Source organism: Pseudomonas sp. TH39(2020), from assembly GCF_016650715.1.
GTDB lineage: Bacteria > Pseudomonadota > Gammaproteobacteria > Pseudomonadales > Pseudomonadaceae > Aquipseudomonas > Aquipseudomonas mandelii_C.
This window is the reverse complement of sequence record NZ_JAEKFF010000007.1, coordinates 364,944-383,276: the sequence shown is the minus strand read 5'-3', so window position 1 is coordinate 383,276 and position 18,333 is coordinate 364,944. Positions and strand designations below refer to the sequence as shown.

Sequence of the window (18,333 nt, the reverse complement as noted above, 5' to 3'; positions counted from 1 at the left end):
TCGGTTATGTTTGGCCGAAGGCTTGTGTCATGATGATCCGACCGCAGGTTAGTCGTCCTCTTCCTATATGAATAGATCTTCCGCGTTGCTCCTCGCTTTTGTCTTCCTCAGCGGCTGCCAGGCCTTGGCACCCGTTCCGTCGGACGGTACGCCGCCGGTCGAAGACAGCACTCCGGCCCCTGAAAAGCCCAAGGTTTACAGCTCATTCAGTGAAGAAACCATCTTCAGTCTGTTGAGCGCCGAACTGGCTGGCCAGCGCAATCGTTTCGACATTGCCCTGGACAACTACGTGACCCAGGCGATCAATACTCAGGATCCGGGCATCTCCGAGCGGGCATTCCGTATCGCCGAATACCTGGGCGCCGATCAGGCGGCCCTGGACACCGCTTTGATCTGGGCGAAAAACGCCCCTCAAGACCTTGAGGCGCAACGGGCCGCTGCCGTGCAACTGGCTCGTGCCGGGCGTTATGACGACTCCATGGTCTATATGGAGAAAGTCCTGCAAGGCAAGGGCGACACACATTTCGACTTCCTCGCCCTGTCTGCGGCCGATACCGACCAGGACACGCGCAACGGCTTGATGAAAAGTTTTGACCGTTTATTGCAGCGCCACCCGAACAACAGTCAGCTGATTTTCGGCAAAGCCTTGCTGTTGCAACAGGACGGTGACGCCAAGGGTGCGCTGGGCCTGCTGGAAGACAATCCTCCGGACGAAGGCGAAATAGCGCCCATTCTGCTGCGCGCGCGCCTGCTGCAAACCCTCAGTCGTGGCGATGAAGCATTGCCGCTGCTGCAAAAAAGCATCAAGAAATACCCGGACGACAAACGCCTGCGCCTGACTTACGCGCGCATGCTGGTTGAACAGAACCGCATGGACGATGCCAAAGTCGAGTTTTCGAGCCTGGTTCAGCAATACCCGGAAGACGACGAGCTGCGTTACTCCCTCGCGCTGGTCTGCCTGGAAGCCAAGGCCTGGAATGAGGCCAAGGGCTATCTGGAAGACTTGATCGCCCGGGAAAGCCACGTCGATTCGGCGCACCTGAACCTCGGTCGTATCGCAGAAGAGCGCAACGACCCGCAAGGCGCGCTGATCGAGTACGCCCAGGTCGGTCCGGGCAACGATTACCTGCCGGCGCAATTGCGCCAGGCCGATATCCTGATGAACAACGGCAAGACTGCCGAAGCCCAAAGCCGTCTGGCGGCGGAGCGCGACGAGCAGCCCGATTACGCGATTCAGTTGTATTTGATCGAAGCCGAAACCTTGTCCGCCAATAAGAAGCCCGACCAGGCCTGGAAGGTATTGCAGCAAGCCTTGCAGCAATACCCGGACGATCTGAATCTGCTGTACACCCGTGCCATGCTGGCGGAAAAACGCAATGACCTGGCGCAGATGGAAAAAGACCTGCGACTGATCATCAAGCGCGACCCGGACAACGCAATGGCGTTGAACGCCCTCGGCTACACCCTGTCCGACCGTACGACGCGCTACGCCGAAGCCAAGGCCTTGATCGAACAGGCGCACCGAATCAATCCGGAAGACCCGGCGGTACTCGACAGTCTCGGCTGGGTGAACTTCCGCATGGGCAATCTCGACGAAGCCGAACGCCTGCTGCGCCAGGCGCTGGAGCGCTTCCCCGATCAGGAAGTCGCCGCGCACCTGGGCGAAGTCCTGTGGGCCAATGGCAAGCAACGGGAAGCCAAAAAAATCTGGAGCAAATTCCTCAAGGAACAGCCCGATAGCCCCCTCCTGCGCAGCACCATCAAGCGCGTGACCGGATCAGAGACTCTTTAAGATTATGTTTTTGCGCCACCTCATTGTTTTCAGTTTCATCGCCCTGCTCGCCGGTTGCGCGGGCTTCGGTGCCCGCGAATCAGTCCAGGGTCAAGGCAACCCGGCCCAATGGCGCGTTTACAAACAGCAACTGACCAGCCTCGACGGCTGGCAGATCAACGGCAAGATCGGCATTCGCGCCCCGAAAGACTCGGGCAGCGGCACGTTGTTCTGGCTGCAGCGACAGGATTACTACGACATTCGCCTCTCCGGCCCCCTGGGTCGCGGCGCAGCACGCCTGACCGGCCGCCCCGGCAAAGTCTCGCTGGAAGTCGCCAACCAGGGCCGCTATGAAGCGCCGACGCCTGAAGTACTGGTTGAAGAACAGCTGGGCTGGAAGTTACCGGTGTCGAATCTGGCCTGGTGGGTTCGCGGGCTCCCGGCCCCGGACAGCAAAAGCCGTCTGACGCTGGATGCCGACAGCCGCCTTTCCAATCTTGAGCAGGATGGCTGGCAAGTCGAATATCTCAGCTATGCCGAGCAAAACGGCTTTTGGCTGCCCGAGCGGATCAAACTGCACGGCACCGACCTTGACGTCACGCTGGTGATCAAGGAATGGCAACCTCGCAAACTGGGGCAGTGAACATGACCGCTCCGCGCTTGACGCTGCCCTCCCCGGCCAAACTCAATCTGATGCTGCACATCCTCGGTCGCCGTGAAGACGGTTATCACGAGTTGCAGACTATTTTTCAGTTTCTCGATTACGGCGATGAAATCACGTTCGCTGTTCGTGATGACGGTGTGATTCGATTGCACACCGAATTCGATGGCGTTCCTCACGACAGCAATCTGATTGTTCGAGCTGCAAAAAAACTTCAGGAGCAATCCGGTTGTTCGCTCGGTATCGACATCTGGATCGAAAAAATTCTGCCCATGGGCGGTGGCATCGGTGGTGGCAGTTCAAATGCCGCGACCACTTTGCTCGGCCTCAATCATCTTTGGCAATTGGGTTGGGATGAGGATCGACTGGCCGTGCTGGGCCTGACGCTTGGCGCGGACGTCCCGGTTTTCGTGCGTGGGCACGCGGCTTTTGCCGAAGGCGTGGGGGAGAAACTGACCCCTGTAGACCCCGAAGAACCGTGGTATCTCGTGCTTGTGCCGCAAGTCTCTGTAAGTACAGCAGAAATTTTTTCAGATCCGTTGTTGACACGTAACTCTTCTCCCATTAAAGTGCGCCCCGTTCCCAAGGGAAACAGTCGAAATGACTGCTTACCGGTGGTAGCAAGGCGTTACCCAGATGTACGTAACGCATTGAATTTGTTAGGTAAATTTACCGAAGCAAAACTCACCGGAACTGGAAGTTGTGTGTTTGGGGGCTTCCCAAGCAAAGCTGAAGCTGATAAAGTCTCGGCCCTTCTTACAGAGACCCTTACAGGGTTTGTAGCAAAGGGAAGCAACGTTTCGATGTTGCATCGCAAGCTGCAAAGTCTGCTCTAAAAGGAACCGAGTACTGGGTACTCGTTGCAACAGATACAGGGGCGTCGCCAAGCGGTAAGGCAGCAGGTTTTGATCCTGCCATGCGTTGGTTCGAATCCAGCCGCCCCTGCCATTTTCTATACTCATCCAGGTTACCCTCAGCCTCTAGGTACTGCGCGTGTCCAAGATGATGGTCTTTACGGGGAACGCTAACCCCGATCTGGCTCGGCGTGTTGTACGTCAGCTGCATATCCCTCTCGGTGACATCTCTGTCGGTAAGTTCTCCGACGGCGAAATTACTGCCGAGATCAATGAAAACGTCCGCGGTAAAGATGTCTTCATTATTCAGCCGACTTGCGCTCCGACCAACGATAACCTGATGGAACTGGTAGTGATGGCTGATGCCTTCCGCCGCTCCTCGGCTACTCGTATCACTGCTGTTATTCCTTACTTTGGTTATGCCCGTCAGGATCGCCGTCCGCGTTCCGCACGTGTGGCTATCAGCGCGAAAGTCGTTGCTGACATGCTTACCGTAGTCGGCATCGACCGTGTTCTCACGGTTGATCTGCATGCTGACCAAATCCAGGGTTTCTTCGATATTCCGGTAGATAACATCTACGGCTCCCCAGTATTGGTGGATGACATTGAAGATCAGCGCTTCGAAAACCTGATGATCGTGTCCCCGGACATTGGCGGCGTCGTGCGTGCACGTGCTGTTGCCAAATCCCTGGGCGTGGATCTCGGGATCATCGACAAACGCCGTGAGAAAGCCAATCACTCTGAAGTGATGCATATCATCGGTGATGTCGAAGGGCGTACCTGTATTCTGGTCGATGACATGGTCGATACCGCCGGCACTCTGTGCCACGCGGCCAAGGCCCTGAAAGAGCATGGCGCTGCCAAGGTTTTCGCCTACTGTACACACCCTGTGCTGTCCGGTCGGGCGATCGAAAACATCGAAAATTCCATGCTGGACGAACTGGTGGTGACTAACACCATCCCGTTGTCCGCTGCTGCTCAAGCCTGCTCGCGTATCCGTCAACTGGATATCGCGCCGGTAGTTGCCGAAGCGGTTCGCCGCATCAGCAACGAAGAATCGATCAGCGCGATGTTCCGTTAAGGGCCCTGCCCTTCTCGAATATCTCGTTGACGAAAAGCGCCCCGCCCCGGCATTCCTGTCGGGGCGGGGCTTTTTTGCCCATATCGCCTTTAGCGCTGGTCGCAAACGCTGGGGCGAATGTGGTTATTTTGGAGATACAACATGAACGAATTTACTCTGAATGCTGAAGTGCGTTCCGACCTGGGGAAAGGTGCGAGCCGCCGCCTGCGTCGTCTCGCAAGCCTGGTACCTGCTGTAGTTTACGGTGGCGAAAAAGCCCCTGAATCCATCAGCATGCTGGCTAAAGAAGTTGCCAAACTGCTCGAAAACGAAGCGGCTTACAGCCACATCATCGAGCTGAACGTTGGCGGCACCAAGCAAAACGTAATCATCAAAGCTCTGCAGCGTCACCCGGCCAAAGGCCACGTGTTGCACGCTGACTTCGTACGCGTTGTAGCTGGCCAGAAACTGACCGCTACCGTGCCTGTACACTTTGTTGGTGAAGAAGCGCCGATCAAGAAAGGCGGCGAAGTTTCGCACGTTGTCGCTGAAATCGAAATTTCGTGCCTGCCGAAAGACCTGCCTGAATTCATCGAAGTCGACCTGGCTAACGCCGAAATCGGTTCGATCATTCACCTGTCTGACCTCAAAGCCCCTAAAGGCGTTGAGTTTGTTGCTCTGGCACACGGTGATGACAAGGCTGTTGCCAACGTCCACGCTCCACGTGTTGCTCCAGAAGCTACTACTGAAGAAGGCGCAGCAGAGTAATTTCACTCTGTTCGCCGGAGTGACCGGAAACATCGCGGACTAGAGCGTAGCGAGAAAGCGGGCGAGAACGCGGAGTTTACATAATGGTAAATGAGCACTTGTCGTCCACTTTCGCCGCACTCCCTGAAGGCGGCGATGTTATCCACCACTCCAAGGAAGGGCCCCTATCGTGACTGCCATCAAACTGATCGTTGGCCTGGGAAATCCAGGCGCTGAATACGAACAGACCCGGCATAACGCAGGGGCCCTTTTTGTTGAGCGCATCGCGAACGCACAAGGCGTAAACCTTGTGGCGGATCGCAAATATTTCGGCCTGACCGGGCGCTATTCGCATCAGGGTCAGGATGTTCGCCTGCTGATTCCCACCACCTACATGAACCGCAGCGGCCAGGCCGTCGCGGCACTTGCCGGCTTCTTCCGCATCAAGCCTGAAGAAATCCTGGTGGCGCATGACGAACTCGACCTGCCACCGGGCGTTGCCAAGCTCAAACAGGGCGGCGGCCATGGCGGTCACAACGGGTTGCGCGACATCATCGCGCAACTGGGCAATCAGAATACCTTTCACCGCTTGCGGCTTGGCATTGGCCACCCGGGCGTTGCCAGTATGGTTTCAAATTTCGTCCTGGGTCGTGCGCCACGCGCCGAACAGGAAAAACTCGATGCCAGCATCGACTTTGCCCTCGGCGTGCTGCCGGATATCCTCGCCGGGGAATGGAACCGCGCGATGAAAAACCTGCACAGCCAGAAGGCCTGACTCACTCCTCGGGGAAAACACCATGGGATTCAATTGCGGCATCGTCGGCCTGCCTAACGTCGGCAAGTCCACCCTATTCAACGCCCTGACCAAATCCGGGATCGCGGCCGAGAACTTCCCCTTCTGCACCATCGAACCGAACACCGGTATCGTGCCGATGCCGGATTCGCGTCTGGAAGCCCTGGCGGCCATCGTCAATCCAAAGCGCATCTTGCCGACCACCATGGAATTCGTCGACATCGCAGGCCTGGTAGCCGGCGCCTCGAAAGGTGAAGGCCTGGGCAACAAGTTCCTCGCCAACATCCGCGAGACCGATGCCATCGCGCACGTAGTCCGCTGCTTCGAAGACGAGAACGTGATTCACGTCTCCAACAGCGTCGACCCGAAACGCGACATCGAAATCATCGACCTGGAACTGATCTTCGCCGACCTCGACAGCTGCGAGAAGCAACTGCAGAAAGTCGCCCGCAATGCCAAGGGTGGTGACAAGGACGCCGTGGTCCAGAAAGGCCTGCTGGAGCAATTGATCGCTCACTTCACCCTCGGCAAGCCTGCTCGTACGCTGATGAAGACCATGGGCGCCGACGACAAAGCGGTGATTCGTGGTTTCCACCTGCTGACCACCAAGCCGGTCATGTACATCGCCAACGTCGCTGAAGACGGTTTCGAGAACAACCCGCTGCTGGACATCGTCAAAGCCATCGCCGAAGAAGAAGGCGCCATGGTGGTTCCGGTCTGCAACAAGATCGAAGCCGAAATCGCCGAGCTGGATGACGGCGAAGAGAAAGACATGTTCCTCGAAGCCCTGGGCCTCGAAGAACCTGGCCTGAACCGCGTAATCCGCGCCGGCTACGAAATGCTGCACCTGCAGACCTACTTCACCGCCGGTGTCGAAGAAGTCCGCGCCTGGACCGTCCGCGTCGGTGCTACAGCACCGCAAGCCGCTGGTGTGATCCACACCGACTTCGAAAAAGGCTTCATCCGCGCCGAAGTCATCGCCTATGACGACTTCATCCAGTACAAGGGCGAAGCCGGCACTAAAGAAGCCGGTAAATGGCGTTTGGAAGGCAAGGACTACATTGTTAAAGACGGCGATGTGATGCACTTCCGTTTCAACGTGTAACTTTATTCAGAACGAAGCACCCGCCCAAGAAAAAGCCGCGTTTGATACGCGGCTTTTTTGTGCCTGTAATAATCATCTACACACCACAAAACCAATGTGGGAGCGAGCCTGCTCGCGAAAGCGATGTGTCAGGCACATTGATGTTGGATGTGCCGACGCCTTCGCGAGCAGGCTCGCTCCCACAGGGGGGATTTGTGGGGATCAGGCCTTTTTGGTTCTTGGCAGGAAGATCGCCAGCACACCGAACAACGGCAAGAACGAACACAGCAAGTACACGTATTCGATACCGTGAACATCCGCCAGATGCCCAAGCAACGCCGCACCAATCCCGCCAAAGCCGAACATCAATCCGAAGAACACCCCGGCAATCATCCCGACATTGCCCGGCACCAGCTCCTGGGCATACACCACGATCGCCGAGAAAGCTGACGCCAGGATGAAGCCGATCACGACGCTGAGGATGCTGGTCCAGAACAGGTCGACATGAGGCAGGATCAGGGTGAACGGCGCTACGCCGAGGATTGAGAACCAGATCACCGCCTTACGCCCGATCTTGTCGCCGATCGGCCCACCGAAGAAGGTCCCCGCCGCTACCGCTCCGAGAAACAGGAACAGGTGCAACTGCGAACTGGCCACCGACAGGTCGAATTTCTCGATCAGGTAAAAGGTGAAGTAACTGGTGAAGCTGGCCATGTAGAAATACTTGGAGAACACCAGCAGCCCGAGTACCACCAGTGCACTGATCACGCGGTTCTTCGACAAGCCATGCGTCGCCGCCTGGCCTTGCTTGAGTTTGAACAGGCTCAAGTGGTTGGCGTACCAGCGGCTGATCCGATAGAGCACGAACAGCGCAAACACCGCGAACAATCCGAACCAGGCTACATGGCCCTGACCGTATGGAATGATGATCGCCGCTGCCAGTAACGGCCCAAAGGCCGAGCCCGCATTACCACCCACCTGAAAGGTCGATTGCGCCAGGCCAAATCGCCCGCCCGAGGCCAGTCGCGCCACGCGAGAAGCTTCCGGGTGAAAGGTCGAGGAGCCGATACCGATCAATCCTGCTGCCAGCAAAATCATCGGAAAACTGCCGACCACCGACATCATCAAAATACCGATCAATGTGCAAACCGTCCCGGCGGGTAGCAGCCAGGGTTTGGGGTGCCGATCAGTGTAGTAACCGACCCACGGCTGCAACAGCGAAGCCGTCAGCTGGAACGTCAAAGTGATCAAGCCCACCTGGGTAAAGGTCAGGCCATAGTTGGCCTTGAGCATCGGATAGATCGACGGCAGCACCGACTGGATCAAGTCGTTGATCAAATGCGCCAGCGCCACGGCGCCGATGATGCGCATGACCAAAGGGCTGCTTTGTGAAGTCGCGGATGCCGGCTGCGCGCCGGTCTGGACATTGCTGATAGCCATAAGAGTTTCCGTACAACAGATGGGTGCACACAGGCAGGTGCGTCAATGTGCCATTTTTCGGTGCAGCAGCGCCATCCCCTTAGCCTGCTAACGACCTCGATTTCATCGCTGAAAAGGTGATAGCGCAACGCCATGGTCTGAATCTTGCCTTGGTAATCCGCTTCAACGCGGCCCCTTACAAAGGGGACCGAGAATGGGAAGTTTCACCACAGAGTCGGCCTACAGAGCTGACGAGGGTGAACTTTCGAGGCCTTTTAAAAGGGCACAGGTCGCGACCGCAACGGTTGCGACGCACGCCAATGGCGCGTGGTGTCCAGAGGAGTCATGGGGCATGCAGGCTTTTTTATCACCGGGGATCGGGTTGCTGGGGCGTTTTGGCTTCGCACGCAAATTTCAGCTGTTGTTTCTGCTGTTTATCCTGCCGCTGACGGGCAGTCTGTGGATGATCGGTCAGGACTATCGCGACAAACTGAACCTGATCTCCGGCGAACGTGCCGGGGTTCGGCAACTGCTCGCCCTGGATGCTCTCGATAACCTGCTCGCCGCCCAGCGTGACCGCGCGGCTCGCTGGCGCGCCACGGAAACCAATCGCCAGCCGACACCCGCGACGATCGCGGCGATGGCTGCTTTCGATACGGTTCAGCCAGCCGTCGCCCAAGCCACCTCGGACCTCGGCAACGCACTGCAAATAGAAGGCGCCGAGGGCGAAACCCTGACCCGTTATCAAGCCCTGCAAACCGCCCTCAATGGCCTGGATTCGAAAAGCCTGAGCAGCGTCGGTTGGTGGCCGGACGGTTACGATCGTTTCACCAATGCCTTGAGTGCTCTGCAAGCCTTGCGCGAGCAGATCGCCATGGATAATCGCCTGACGTTGGCGCCGTGGCTGGAAACCTATCTGCTGACCCAGATCTCCACGCAGCACGCGCCAGACCTGATTGAACGAGTCGGCCGTCTCGCCAGCGTCGGCCAGGCGTCAGTAGTATCCGGACAGTTCACCCTGCAAAGCCGTCTGCAACTGCGCGACTTGCGCAGCCGCATCGGCGATGCCCGGGAGCAGCTGGTCAAAACCGCAAGCCTGCTGGAAGCGCGACTGCCCAGCGCGTTGCAAGCCTGGGCCGGGCAATACCATGACAGCCTCAAGCACCTGGACGCCGAATTGAAAGTCCTTGATGACGGCGTGTTCGGCGGCAGCATCAAGCTCAAGCCGGAAGAGTTCGAACGCAGCCTCGACACCCTGCTCTCCGACCTCGCTTCGCTGCGCCAGCAGTCGTTGGTGTCGCTGGATCAACGTCTGGACTATTACCACGGTTCTGCCATCCGCCAGTTCATCCTGGTAGCGACCATTTTTGGCTGCCTGCTCTTGGCCGCGCTGTATTTGTTCATCTGCTTGCAGGCCTCGATCCGTCGCAGCGCCAGCGGCATTACCCTGCTGGCCGAAGCCTTGCGCGACGGCAATCTTAGCTTGCAAGTACCGGTGGAAGGCCGCGACGAACTGGCCGCTATCAGCACCGCCCTCAACGTCGCGGTGGTGCAACTGCGCAACAGCCTGCTGGGGGTCGATCATGAAACTTTGCAGCTGAGTAACGCGGTGCGCACCCTCAACCATCACTCCAGTGGAGCCCTTGGAGAAGTCGAAGCCCAGCAGTTACAGATCAGCCAGATCGCGGCGGCGGCCACGCAATTGGCCGCGACCTCGCAAGGGGTCGCCCAGAGTTGCGAACAGGCCTCCGGCAGCGCTCAGCACACCCAGCGCATCGCCGCCGACAGCAGCCGTGACAGCCAGCGCACGACGGCGAGCATTCAGCAACTCAATCAGCGCTTGAACGACACCGCTGCGGCACTGGGCCGGGTCAGTGAGCAAGGGCAGCAGATTCAGTTGGTGGTGGACACCATTCGCGGGGTTGCCGAGCAGACGAATCTGTTGGCACTTAATGCCGCCATCGAGGCCGCTCGCGCGGGTGAGCAAGGTCGTGGCTTTGCGGTAGTGGCCGATGAAGTGCGCAGCCTGTCGCAACGCACCCAATCCTCCACTGCGCAGATTGCCGGCACTGTCGACAGCCTGCGCAGCACCGTAAACGAAGCGGTGAGCCTGATGGAAGCCGCTTGCGGCCAGGCTCAGTCCGACGCCCAGGCCGTCACTGGCCTCGGCGAACGCCTGGGGGAAATCGCCAGTGCCGTGCAGAGCGTCACCGACACCCTGGCGCAGATCGCCACAGCGGTCGACGAGCAAGCGACCACCGCCGACGAGGTCAGCGGCAACATCCAGCAGGTTGATCAGGCGGCGGTACGCTTGCTCGAAGGCGCGCGGGCGGTGAACCTGGCAGCGGACACCTTGAGCCAGGGCAGCAAGGCCTTGAGTGCCAATACCGGGAGATTTCAGCTCAGTTGATACCCTCCCCTGGCCCGTTTTTTCGGGTCAGGCGGATAAGCGGTTGAAAGCGTAGAGAAATATTTTAGATTTACGCTTGACACATCTCTGTTACGAGCCAATAATGCGCGCCACTTGGCTACATAGCTCAGTTGGTTAGAGCATAGCATTCATAATGCTGGGGTCCGGGGTTCAAGTCCCTGTGTAGCCACCAAGTACTAAAAACGGCTTACCGAAAGGTAGGCCGTTTTTTTATGCCTCGAGAAAAGTGCCTACGACGAAGAAAGCATGCTGCGGTTCAATAAGAGTTGAACCGCATAAGTTCCGGCAACAAGAACCCACCTCCCCCGCAGGTCGCGTCAGAAACGAATCGCTGGCAACGCCGACAGCGCCCGTTCCCAAATCTGCCAGGTGCGCAGCCAGACCATCGCCTGCCAGTCGCTGTCGGCCGGATAGAACTGCTCAACCAGATTCAGTTTGATCCCGCGCCCCACTGCATCACTCGGATTGCCATGCAGATGCAGCCAGTGATCATCGCGCAGATGACGATGAACCTCGGCGCCGGGATATGTCCCGCACTCGATCACAAAGGGCATCAACCGCACGTGCGGCAGCGCGTTGATCAACGCTTGTGAGGTGTAGCCGGTGGCGGTGGCTGCAACGCCGGTTTCGCTCAGTGTGTCGGCGCCCGTGTGCAAGGTATAGAGCCAGGGACCATAGATGGCCTGCGCATCCGCAAGTGCTGGATACGCCGACTCGGTAATGGTCAGCAACATCGGATGACCGTATTCCCCCGCGCCGGTGTGCAAGTCGAAACACATGGCCACTTCGGCATGGGAAACATGCTTTTGAATGATCTGATGCAACGTGCGGTTCGACCAGCTCGGTGCCAGTCCGCCGTAGAACAAACCATCGGGATGACGGTGCTGGCCACCCTCGACAATCGACATTACCGCTGGCCAACCGTGCTCGCTGATCTGCGCCTCGAGCAAGGCATCGGCGCGATCACGCTCCGGGCCCTGCAACTGCGTGCAGGCATAGATTTCATGCAGCGCTTCGTAGGCCTGATTATCTGGCAGTGGACGCCCGAAGTTCAGGTGATTGCGGTTCAAGTCGATGTTGTCTTCGTTGACCCGACGCAGCCACGCAGTGCCCCACGGGTTGATCAGGTGGATCATCACCACCGCGACATCGGTCGGCAGCGAACGCTTGCCCAATTCCTGCAACCACTTGATCTGACATCCCGAACCATAGAAGCCCTCGACCCCATGGGTACCGCTGAGTGCAATCAGCAGCCGCTTCGCGCCCGGGTCACCCAGCACGGCCACATCGGTGCTCAGCGACTCACCGAACGGCCCTTTGAGTGGGTGCGGGTACTCGGTCAGCGTCGCACCGGCCCCGGTCGCGGCGGCCAGGAATTGATCACGCTGGGTGCGGTAACTGGGTTGGGTCGGGAATTCGTTCTGCATGTCTGCCTCTTGTTGATCTTCTGGCCAGTCTGTTGCCCTCGACCCTACAGAAAATCCGTCGACTCATGAAGGGCAAAAACATCTTGCTATGAGCCTTGGTTTGCGTCACTCCCTGTCCGCCGATAAAGTCCCCTGATCTTTCCCACGGACGGAGTGCCCCGCGTGTTCTCAACCTTCCACTTGAGCCACTATCGCCTGTCAGCCTTTTCGCTGATCGCCGCTGCTTTAACCCTCACAGCCTGTAGCGCCCCGACCTCTTCGACGTTGCCGGTTGCGCCGGAAGTCGCGTCGGGATATCGCACCGACCTGCAAACCCAACACGCCTCAAAACACATGGCGGCCGCGGCCAATCCGCTGGCGGCCGAGGCCGGGCGGGAGATGTTGCGTCGGGGCGGTTCCGCAATCGATGCCGCGATTGCGATGCAGGCCGTGCTGACCCTGGTCGAGCCGCAATCCTCGGGCATTGGCGGTGGCGCGTTGATCGTGCTCTGGGATGGCAAGGCTGTACGTACTTATGACGGTCGCGAAACCGCTCCGGCCGGCGCCACCGAGAAACTGTTCCTGCAAGCCGACGGCAAACCGATGCCGTTCACCCAGGCGCAGATCGGCGGCCGTTCGGTGGGGACACCGGGCGTGTTACGAGCGCTTGAATTGGCCCATCAGAAACACGGTCGTCTGCCGTGGGCGCAGCTGTTCGAACCGGCGATCAAACTCGCGGAACAAGGCTTCGCCATCTCGCCACGCCTTCATCAGTTGATCGCCTCGGACTCGTCCATTCGACGCTCGTCGGACATGGCGGCCTACTTCCTGAATGCCGATGGCAGCCCGAAAACCGCAGGCACGCAACTGAAAAATCCGGCGCTGGCAGCCGTGTTCAAACGCATTGCCAAGGAAGGACCGGATGCGCTGTACAAAGGCCCCGTCGCACAGGAGATCGTCGCCAAAGTTCAGGGCCACGCCAACCCCGGCAGCCTGTCGCTGAACGACCTCAACGGCTACAGCGCCAAGGAGCGAGCGCCGCTGTGCACCGACTACAAACGCTGGCAGGTCTGCGGCATGCCACCACCGTCGTCAGGCGGGATCGCCGTGGCACAGATCCTCGGCACCTTGCAGGCCCTGGAAACCCGTGACCCGCGTTTTGCCCTGGCGCCGCTCAAACCGGTCAAGACAAACAAACCCGCTGGCACCGAACCGGCGCCAGAAGCCGTGCACCTGATTTCGGAGGCCGAACGCCTGGCCTACGCCGACCGCGCACAGTACGTGGCTGACGCAGATTTCGTGCCCGTGCCCGTCAAAGGTCTGGTGGACCCTGGGTATCTGGCCGGCCGCGCGGCCCTGATCGGCGATCGCAGCATGGGCATGGCCAAACCCGGCACCCCGCCGGGCATTCAGGTCGCCTACGCACCGGACCGTTCGCCGCTGCGCATCTCCACCTCGCAAGTGGTGGCGGTGGATGACGAAGGCGGCGCCGTGTCCATGACCACTACCGTGGAGTCCGCGTTTGGCTCGCACCTGATGGTTCAGGGTTTCCTGCTTAACAACCAGATGACCGACTTCTCGTTCATCCCCGAAGAGAATGGCCAGAAGGTTGCCAACCGGGTCGAACCCGGCAAACGCCCACGCTCGTCCATGGCACCGACCCTGATTTTCGACCGTCAGAGCGGCGAATTCCTCGCCACCATCGGCTCCCCCGGCGGCTCGCAGATCATCGAGTACGTCGCCAAATCCACCATCGGCCTGCTCGACTGGAACCTCGACCCACAAGCCGCCATCAGCCTGCCCAACTTTGGCAGCCGCAACGGCCCGACGGAACTGGAACAGGGGCAGTTCAGCCCGGTGCTGATTCAGGCGCTGAAGGACAAAGGGCACAGTGTGAACGAGATCGACATGACCAGCGGGACCCAGGCAATTGTCCGGGTGAAGGATGCGCAAGGGAAAACGTCGTTGGCGGGTGGGGCTGATCCGCGTCGTGAGGGGGCGGCGTTGGGGGATTGAGTCATACGCGGGAAATGAGAGAGGGCTTACCGGGAGGTAGGCCCTTTTTTACACCTGATAAATCCTGATCAGCCACTTCACGCAGCCTTTTCCTACCCGCAAGTGACTGCATCTTGGGTAGAGTCGGCACTCACAAACAGTACGACACAATCGACGCTGATACCGTCGAGATGGAGTAACTCATGAACATTCGCCCCATTCACACCGACGAGGACTATCGTGCAGCCCTCAAGAACGTGTCAGCGCTGTTCGACAACGAACCAGAGCCTGGCACTCCTGAGGGTGATTACTTCGACATTATGATCACGCTGATCGAAGCCTATGAATCGAAGCAGTTCCCGGTGGACTTGCCCAATCCGATCGATGCAATCAAGTTTCGTATGGAGCAGTCCGGACTGTCTGCTGCTGACCTCGCACCCGCCATTGGCCGCACAAACCGGGTTTATGAAGTGCTCAATGGCAAACGTGCGTTGACACTTCCGATGATCTGGAAACTTCACGATTTGTTCGGGATATCCGTGCAAAGCCTGATCAAGCCGGTAAAGCAGGCTTGATCTGTGTCAGCAGACGAATCAGGCCGACACATCCAAAAAGATATGAGACGCCGTGAGCGTCGCCATCGAGCTGGATGACGACTTCGGAGTTCACGGCGGCGCGCCTGATTCAACCTAGCGAGAGATCTTCAGCGCCTGTCGCGCCTGATGCTTCTCCAGCGCCAGCTCGATCAAACGACTGACCAGCTCGCTGTACGTCATACCGGTGGCCTGCCATAACTTGGGGTACATGCTGATGCGGGTGAAGCCGGGCAACGAGTTGATCTCATTGATCAGCACTTCGCCACTCTCGGTCAGGAACACATCGACCCGCGCCAGCCCGGAACAGCCCAGCACCTGAAACGCCTCGACGGCCAGGGCACGGATGCGTTCACTGGCCTCTAGGCTGATGTTTGCCGGCACCACGACTTCAGCCGCTTGAGCGTCGATATATTTGCTGTCGTAGGAATAGAACCCGCTGCGTACCACGATCTCGCCGCAACCGCTGGCGATGGCGTCTTCGTTGCCGAGCACGGCACATTCAATCTCGCGGCCACGGACGGCGGACTCGACCAGGACTTTCTCATCGAAACCCAGGGCCAGTTCCACTGCTGCCGTGTACTCGGCTTCGTCATTCACCTTGCTGACGCCCACGGAAGATCCCTGGTTTGCCGGTTTGACGAACAGCGGCAGACCGAGCTTGCCTTGCACCTCGGCGAATCCGGTGCGCGCTGCGGTGGCGCGGGTCAGGGTGACGAACGGCGTAACCGCCAACCCGGCGTCACGCAGCAGGCGCTTGCTGATGTCTTTGTCCATGCAGACGGCCGAACCGAGTACATCGGAGCCGACAAACGGCAGATCGGCCATGCGCAGCAAGCCTTGCAGACAACCGTCTTCGCCCAGGGTGCCGTGGACGATCGGAAAGATCACATCGACGTGCCCCAGCATTTCCTGACCGGAGGTTTCGACCAATTGCTGACTGGCCTTGCCCGGCACGACGGCCAGTTCTCGGTTGGACTGGTTAAGGGCAATCAGCGCCGGGTTTTCCTGGTTGAGCAGGAAATTCGAAGGGTCGTTCAGATGCCAGTGGCCTTGCTTGTCGATGCCGATCAGCACCGGTTCGAAGCGCGACCGATCTAATGCATCGACGATGTTTTTCGCCGATTGCAGCGACACTTCGTGTTCAGCCGAACGACCACCAAAAATAATGCCTACCCGCAATTTACTCATTCAGAATTCCTCAACGATTGACCACCAGATGCTTGCCGAACAGTCGTTAGCCGCTGCCAGCAACACACCGCCGAGGCGTTAAAATGTGGACGCAGCACAACAAGCAGGCGCAATGGAGCGCTTACTTTTACTCGACGTCAGGCACATGGATCAACAGGTCACCCGGCTGACAATTCAAATGTTTGCAAATCGCGTCCAGCGTCGCCAGGCGCAGCCCCTTGACCTTGCCCTGCTTCAACAGCGACAGGTTCGCTTCGGTAATGCCGATAGCGGCGGCGAGGTCTTTGGATTTGACTTTACGTAGTGCGAGCATCACGTCCAGCTGAATGACAATTGACATAAAAATCTCAAACAAAGGTGCGGTATTCAGAGTCCACTTCACTGGCCTGCCTGAGAATACGCGCAATGATCGATATACACGCAGCCAGGAACAACGCGACAAAGGTGGGAGCCGTGACACTGAGGGTAATCAGCCGTTCACCGATCGGCCATTCATCGTCACCCAGAAACTGAGCACTGGCTCACACAGGAAATCGAGTAATACCCAGAGCGCCACGGCCCTTCCGACCAGACCTAAATGAACAGCCGACTCACTGGAGAAATACTCACCGCGCGAATAGTTCTGGAACAGTCGACGCAAATTTCCCAAGCCGTATGCCAGTGCCAGCAATGGCACGCTCGACAGCACAATACCGCCTAGTATTTGCCACCACGGGAACAACATTGCTTTATCGGTGATATGCGAAAGTTGGCGATCGGTAAGCGCAAACCCGAGCCCCCATCCATCCTTCGCAGCCAGGAAAGGAAAGAGCCAAAGCACAACATTGATCGCCAGCATTGCGACGATAAGAAAAAGAGTCACAGCAGCCATGCGCTGGCTCAGTTGAGCGAGACGATTGGAAGTCACGGCAATACCTCACAGGGAATGAATGTGAGCAAAAGCTAAACTACAAATTATCGTTAAACAATAATTTATTACTGCAATACATATATAGAAACGCTTCCGTACACATTAAATCCCCCTTAGGGTAATGTTCCACTCACCGCTTCAATGCACTCGAGCATCCACGGATGGGCAAAAAAATCATTCACCACGACTGGTTCCACCGCGCGCCCGACGTCGGCGGGCTTCAGCGTTTCGAGGCGTTTTTTGCAGGCCACGGCTACGACCTTCACCGCCACGACACCTACGCCATCGGCCACACGCTGGCCGGTGTGCAGAGTTTTCAGTACCGTGGTGGCTGGCGCCACAGTCTGCCGGGCGGGACCATGGTGCTGCACCCGGACGAAGTTCACGATGGCGAAGCCGGCACCGAGACCGGGTTCCAGTACCGAATGATGTACATCGAACCGGCGCTGATCCAGCAGATGCTCGGCGGCCAGCCGTTGCCGTTTATCAAGACCGGCCTGTCAGCCGATCCACGTTTGTTCGCCGCCACCGCCGTGCTGCTGCGAAGCCTCGATTGCCCCCTCGAGCCTCTGGAAGAGCAGGATGCGCTGTTCGATCTGGCGCAAGCCTTGAACAGCGTTTCCGGAGTGTCTGCCACCCGCCAGAGCTTCGATTACGTGGCCGCCGAACGCGCGCGGGAACTCATCCACAGCGCGCTGGATCGCACCGTGACGCTGGAAGAACTGGCGCAACACAGCGGTCGCGATCGCTGGAGTCTGTCGCGGGATTTTCGCCTGTTGTTCGGTACCAGCCCTTATCGATACCTGACCATGCGCCGCCTGGACCTGGTCCGCTCACTGCTGATTCAGGGCCAGTCACTGGTCAGCGCCGCGCTGATCGCCGGCTTCACCGATCAGAGCCACATGACCCGGCAGTTCAGCAAAACCTACGGCTTGTCGCCGGCCCGCTGGATGAAAATGCACCGCCGCTGAGCCACGCACAATCGTTCAAGAAGCACACTGATGCGTGGGCTATCGTGGATTTACGATCAACCACGAGAGCTGCTTCATGAAAGCTTACGAAAGCCTGAACTTCGCTGAAAAAATCTCCAGGATCGGCCCGTACTGGACGCCCAGGGTCATCGCCGAAATGAACGACTACCAGTTCAAGGTGGTGAAACTGCTGGGGGATTTCATCTGGCACGATCACCTGGATACCGACGAAACCTTCATCGTCCTCGAAGGGCAATTGCGCATCGATTTTCGCGATGGCCACGTGCTGGTGAACGCTGGCGAAATGTATGTGGTGTCAAAAGGTGTCGAACACAAACCGTTCGCCGAGCAGGAGGTGAAACTCCTGCTGATCGAGCCCAAGGGTGTGCTGAACACGGGTAACGAAGGTGGCGAGCGCACGGCGCAGAATGACGTCTGGGTGTGAAA

The 18,333-nt window shown here is 58.3% G+C and carries 17 protein-coding genes and 2 tRNA genes; 14 read left to right on the top strand and 5 right to left on the bottom strand.

All coding sequences use genetic code 11. The features are described from left to right. The first annotated feature begins 67 nt into the window (after nucleotides 1-67). From JFU47_RS22175 to ychF, 8 genes are all read left to right on the top strand, one after another. A complete protein-coding gene (locus tag JFU47_RS22175) occupies nucleotides 68-1,792 on the top strand; it encodes a tetratricopeptide repeat protein (protein ID WP_140892727.1) in 1,725 nt (574 codons plus the stop codon). A gap of 4 nt (nucleotides 1,793-1,796) precedes the next feature. Next, on the top strand, nucleotides 1,797-2,414 hold the full coding sequence (gene lolB, locus JFU47_RS22170; RefSeq protein ID WP_201185702.1) for a lipoprotein insertase outer membrane protein LolB: 618 nt from the start codon (nucleotides 1,797-1,799) through the stop codon (nucleotides 2,412-2,414). Nucleotides 2,415-2,416: 2 nt separating this feature from the next. After that, a complete protein-coding gene (ispE, locus tag JFU47_RS22165; protein WP_046053453.1) occupies nucleotides 2,417-3,268 on the top strand; it encodes a 4-(cytidine 5'-diphospho)-2-C-methyl-D-erythritol kinase in 852 nt (283 codons plus the stop codon). A 37-nt stretch (nucleotides 3,269-3,305) separates the two neighbouring features. Further along, nucleotides 3,306-3,380, top strand: a tRNA-Gln gene (locus tag JFU47_RS22160). A 45-nt stretch (nucleotides 3,381-3,425) separates the two neighbouring features. After that, nucleotides 3,426-4,367, top strand: coding sequence for a ribose-phosphate pyrophosphokinase (locus JFU47_RS22155; protein WP_003208392.1), 942 nt, complete (start codon nucleotides 3,426-3,428; stop codon nucleotides 4,365-4,367). Between the two features lie 141 nt (nucleotides 4,368-4,508). Next, on the top strand, nucleotides 4,509-5,114 hold the full coding sequence (locus JFU47_RS22150) for a 50S ribosomal protein L25/general stress protein Ctc (RefSeq protein ID WP_201185700.1): 606 nt from the start codon (nucleotides 4,509-4,511) through the stop codon (nucleotides 5,112-5,114). A gap of 169 nt (nucleotides 5,115-5,283) precedes the next feature. Continuing rightward, entirely contained in the window at nucleotides 5,284-5,868 is a 585-nt protein-coding gene (gene pth / locus JFU47_RS22145; RefSeq protein WP_046030136.1) for an aminoacyl-tRNA hydrolase, read from the top strand. A gap of 22 nt (nucleotides 5,869-5,890) precedes the next feature. Beyond that, complete coding sequence (gene ychF, locus JFU47_RS22140) at nucleotides 5,891-6,991, top strand: redox-regulated ATPase YchF (RefSeq protein ID WP_134419017.1); 1,101 nt, start codon at nucleotides 5,891-5,893, stop codon at nucleotides 6,989-6,991. Nucleotides 6,992-7,192: 201 nt separating this feature from the next. On the opposite strand, the gene JFU47_RS22135 is transcribed toward ychF, so the two are convergent. After that, nucleotides 7,193-8,410: an MFS transporter gene (locus tag JFU47_RS22135; protein WP_140677912.1), complete on the bottom strand. Its 1,218-nt coding sequence runs from the start codon at nucleotides 8,408-8,410 to the stop codon at nucleotides 7,193-7,195. Nucleotides 8,411-8,741: 331 nt separating this feature from the next. On the opposite strand from JFU47_RS22135, the gene JFU47_RS22130 reads away from it, so the two are divergent. Beyond that, nucleotides 8,742-10,799, top strand: a complete 2,058-nt coding sequence (locus JFU47_RS22130; protein WP_201185698.1) for a methyl-accepting chemotaxis protein — start codon at nucleotides 8,742-8,744, stop codon at nucleotides 10,797-10,799. 116 nt (nucleotides 10,800-10,915) lie between these two features. Continuing rightward, nucleotides 10,916-10,992: transfer RNA gene (locus JFU47_RS22125), tRNA-Met, on the top strand. A gap of 145 nt (nucleotides 10,993-11,137) precedes the next feature. Here the strand turns inward: JFU47_RS22125 and JFU47_RS22120 are convergent. Beyond that, nucleotides 11,138-12,247 carry a DUF2817 domain-containing protein gene (locus JFU47_RS22120; protein WP_201185696.1) on the bottom strand — a complete coding sequence of 370 codons (1,110 nt, stop codon included), beginning with the start codon at nucleotides 12,245-12,247 and terminating at the stop codon, nucleotides 11,138-11,140. A 162-nt stretch (nucleotides 12,248-12,409) separates the two neighbouring features. On the opposite strand from JFU47_RS22120, the gene ggt reads away from it, so the two are divergent. Both ggt and JFU47_RS22110 read left to right on the top strand, forming a co-directional pair. Then, on the top strand, nucleotides 12,410-14,242 hold the full coding sequence (gene ggt / locus JFU47_RS22115; RefSeq protein WP_201185694.1) for a gamma-glutamyltransferase: 1,833 nt from the start codon (nucleotides 12,410-12,412) through the stop codon (nucleotides 14,240-14,242). A gap of 182 nt (nucleotides 14,243-14,424) precedes the next feature. Continuing rightward, nucleotides 14,425-14,796 carry a helix-turn-helix domain-containing protein gene (locus JFU47_RS22110; protein WP_201185692.1) on the top strand — a complete coding sequence of 124 codons (372 nt, stop codon included), beginning with the start codon at nucleotides 14,425-14,427 and terminating at the stop codon, nucleotides 14,794-14,796. A 114-nt stretch (nucleotides 14,797-14,910) separates the two neighbouring features. On the opposite strand, the gene ddlA is transcribed toward JFU47_RS22110, so the two are convergent. The 3 genes from ddlA to JFU47_RS22095 form a co-directional block, all read right to left on the bottom strand. After that, on the bottom strand, nucleotides 14,911-16,005 hold the full coding sequence (gene ddlA, locus JFU47_RS22105) for a D-alanine--D-alanine ligase (protein WP_201185690.1): 1,095 nt from the start codon (nucleotides 16,003-16,005) through the stop codon (nucleotides 14,911-14,913). Nucleotides 16,006-16,132: 127 nt separating this feature from the next. After that, complete coding sequence (locus JFU47_RS22100) at nucleotides 16,133-16,345, bottom strand: helix-turn-helix domain-containing protein (protein WP_123365625.1); 213 nt, start codon at nucleotides 16,343-16,345, stop codon at nucleotides 16,133-16,135. A gap of 129 nt (nucleotides 16,346-16,474) precedes the next feature. Then, on the bottom strand, nucleotides 16,475-16,912 hold the full coding sequence (locus tag JFU47_RS22095) for a DUF2975 domain-containing protein (RefSeq protein ID WP_446739643.1): 438 nt from the start codon (nucleotides 16,910-16,912) through the stop codon (nucleotides 16,475-16,477). A 164-nt stretch (nucleotides 16,913-17,076) separates the two neighbouring features. Between JFU47_RS22095 and JFU47_RS22090 the strand changes: the two genes are divergently transcribed. Next, nucleotides 17,077-17,886 (top strand): AraC family transcriptional regulator, encoded by an 810-nt coding sequence (locus tag JFU47_RS22090; RefSeq protein ID WP_201185688.1) that lies wholly within the window; start codon nucleotides 17,077-17,079, stop codon nucleotides 17,884-17,886. Between the two features lie 76 nt (nucleotides 17,887-17,962). Further along, entirely contained in the window at nucleotides 17,963-18,331 is a 369-nt protein-coding gene (locus JFU47_RS22085) for a cupin domain-containing protein (RefSeq protein ID WP_201185686.1), read from the top strand. The last annotated feature ends 2 nt before the right edge of the window (nucleotides 18,332-18,333 follow it).

Coding starts and splice junctions, on each gene's coding strand:
- JFU47_RS22175 (WP_140892727.1), top strand. CDS start 68: ATGAATAGATCTTCCGCGTTGCTCCTCGCTTTTGTCTTCCTCAGCGGC.
- lolB (WP_201185702.1), top strand. CDS start 1,797: ATGTTTTTGCGCCACCTCATTGTTTTCAGTTTCATCGCCCTGCTCGCC.
- ispE (WP_046053453.1), top strand. CDS start 2,417: ATGACCGCTCCGCGCTTGACGCTGCCCTCCCCGGCCAAACTCAATCTG.
- JFU47_RS22150 (WP_201185700.1), top strand. CDS start 4,509: ATGAACGAATTTACTCTGAATGCTGAAGTGCGTTCCGACCTGGGGAAA.
- ychF (WP_134419017.1), top strand. CDS start 5,891: ATGGGATTCAATTGCGGCATCGTCGGCCTGCCTAACGTCGGCAAGTCC.
- JFU47_RS22135 (WP_140677912.1), bottom strand. CDS start 8,410: ATGGCTATCAGCAATGTCCAGACCGGCGCGCAGCCGGCATCCGCGACT.
- JFU47_RS22130 (WP_201185698.1), top strand. CDS start 8,742: ATGCAGGCTTTTTTATCACCGGGGATCGGGTTGCTGGGGCGTTTTGGC.
- JFU47_RS22120 (WP_201185696.1), bottom strand. CDS start 12,247: ATGCAGAACGAATTCCCGACCCAACCCAGTTACCGCACCCAGCGTGAT.
- JFU47_RS22110 (WP_201185692.1), top strand. CDS start 14,425: ATGAACATTCGCCCCATTCACACCGACGAGGACTATCGTGCAGCCCTC.
- ddlA (WP_201185690.1), bottom strand. CDS start 16,005: ATGAGTAAATTGCGGGTAGGCATTATTTTTGGTGGTCGTTCGGCTGAA.
- JFU47_RS22100 (WP_123365625.1), bottom strand. CDS start 16,345: ATGTCAATTGTCATTCAGCTGGACGTGATGCTCGCACTACGTAAAGTC.
- JFU47_RS22090 (WP_201185688.1), top strand. CDS start 17,077: ATGGGCAAAAAAATCATTCACCACGACTGGTTCCACCGCGCGCCCGAC.
- JFU47_RS22085 (WP_201185686.1), top strand. CDS start 17,963: ATGAAAGCTTACGAAAGCCTGAACTTCGCTGAAAAAATCTCCAGGATC.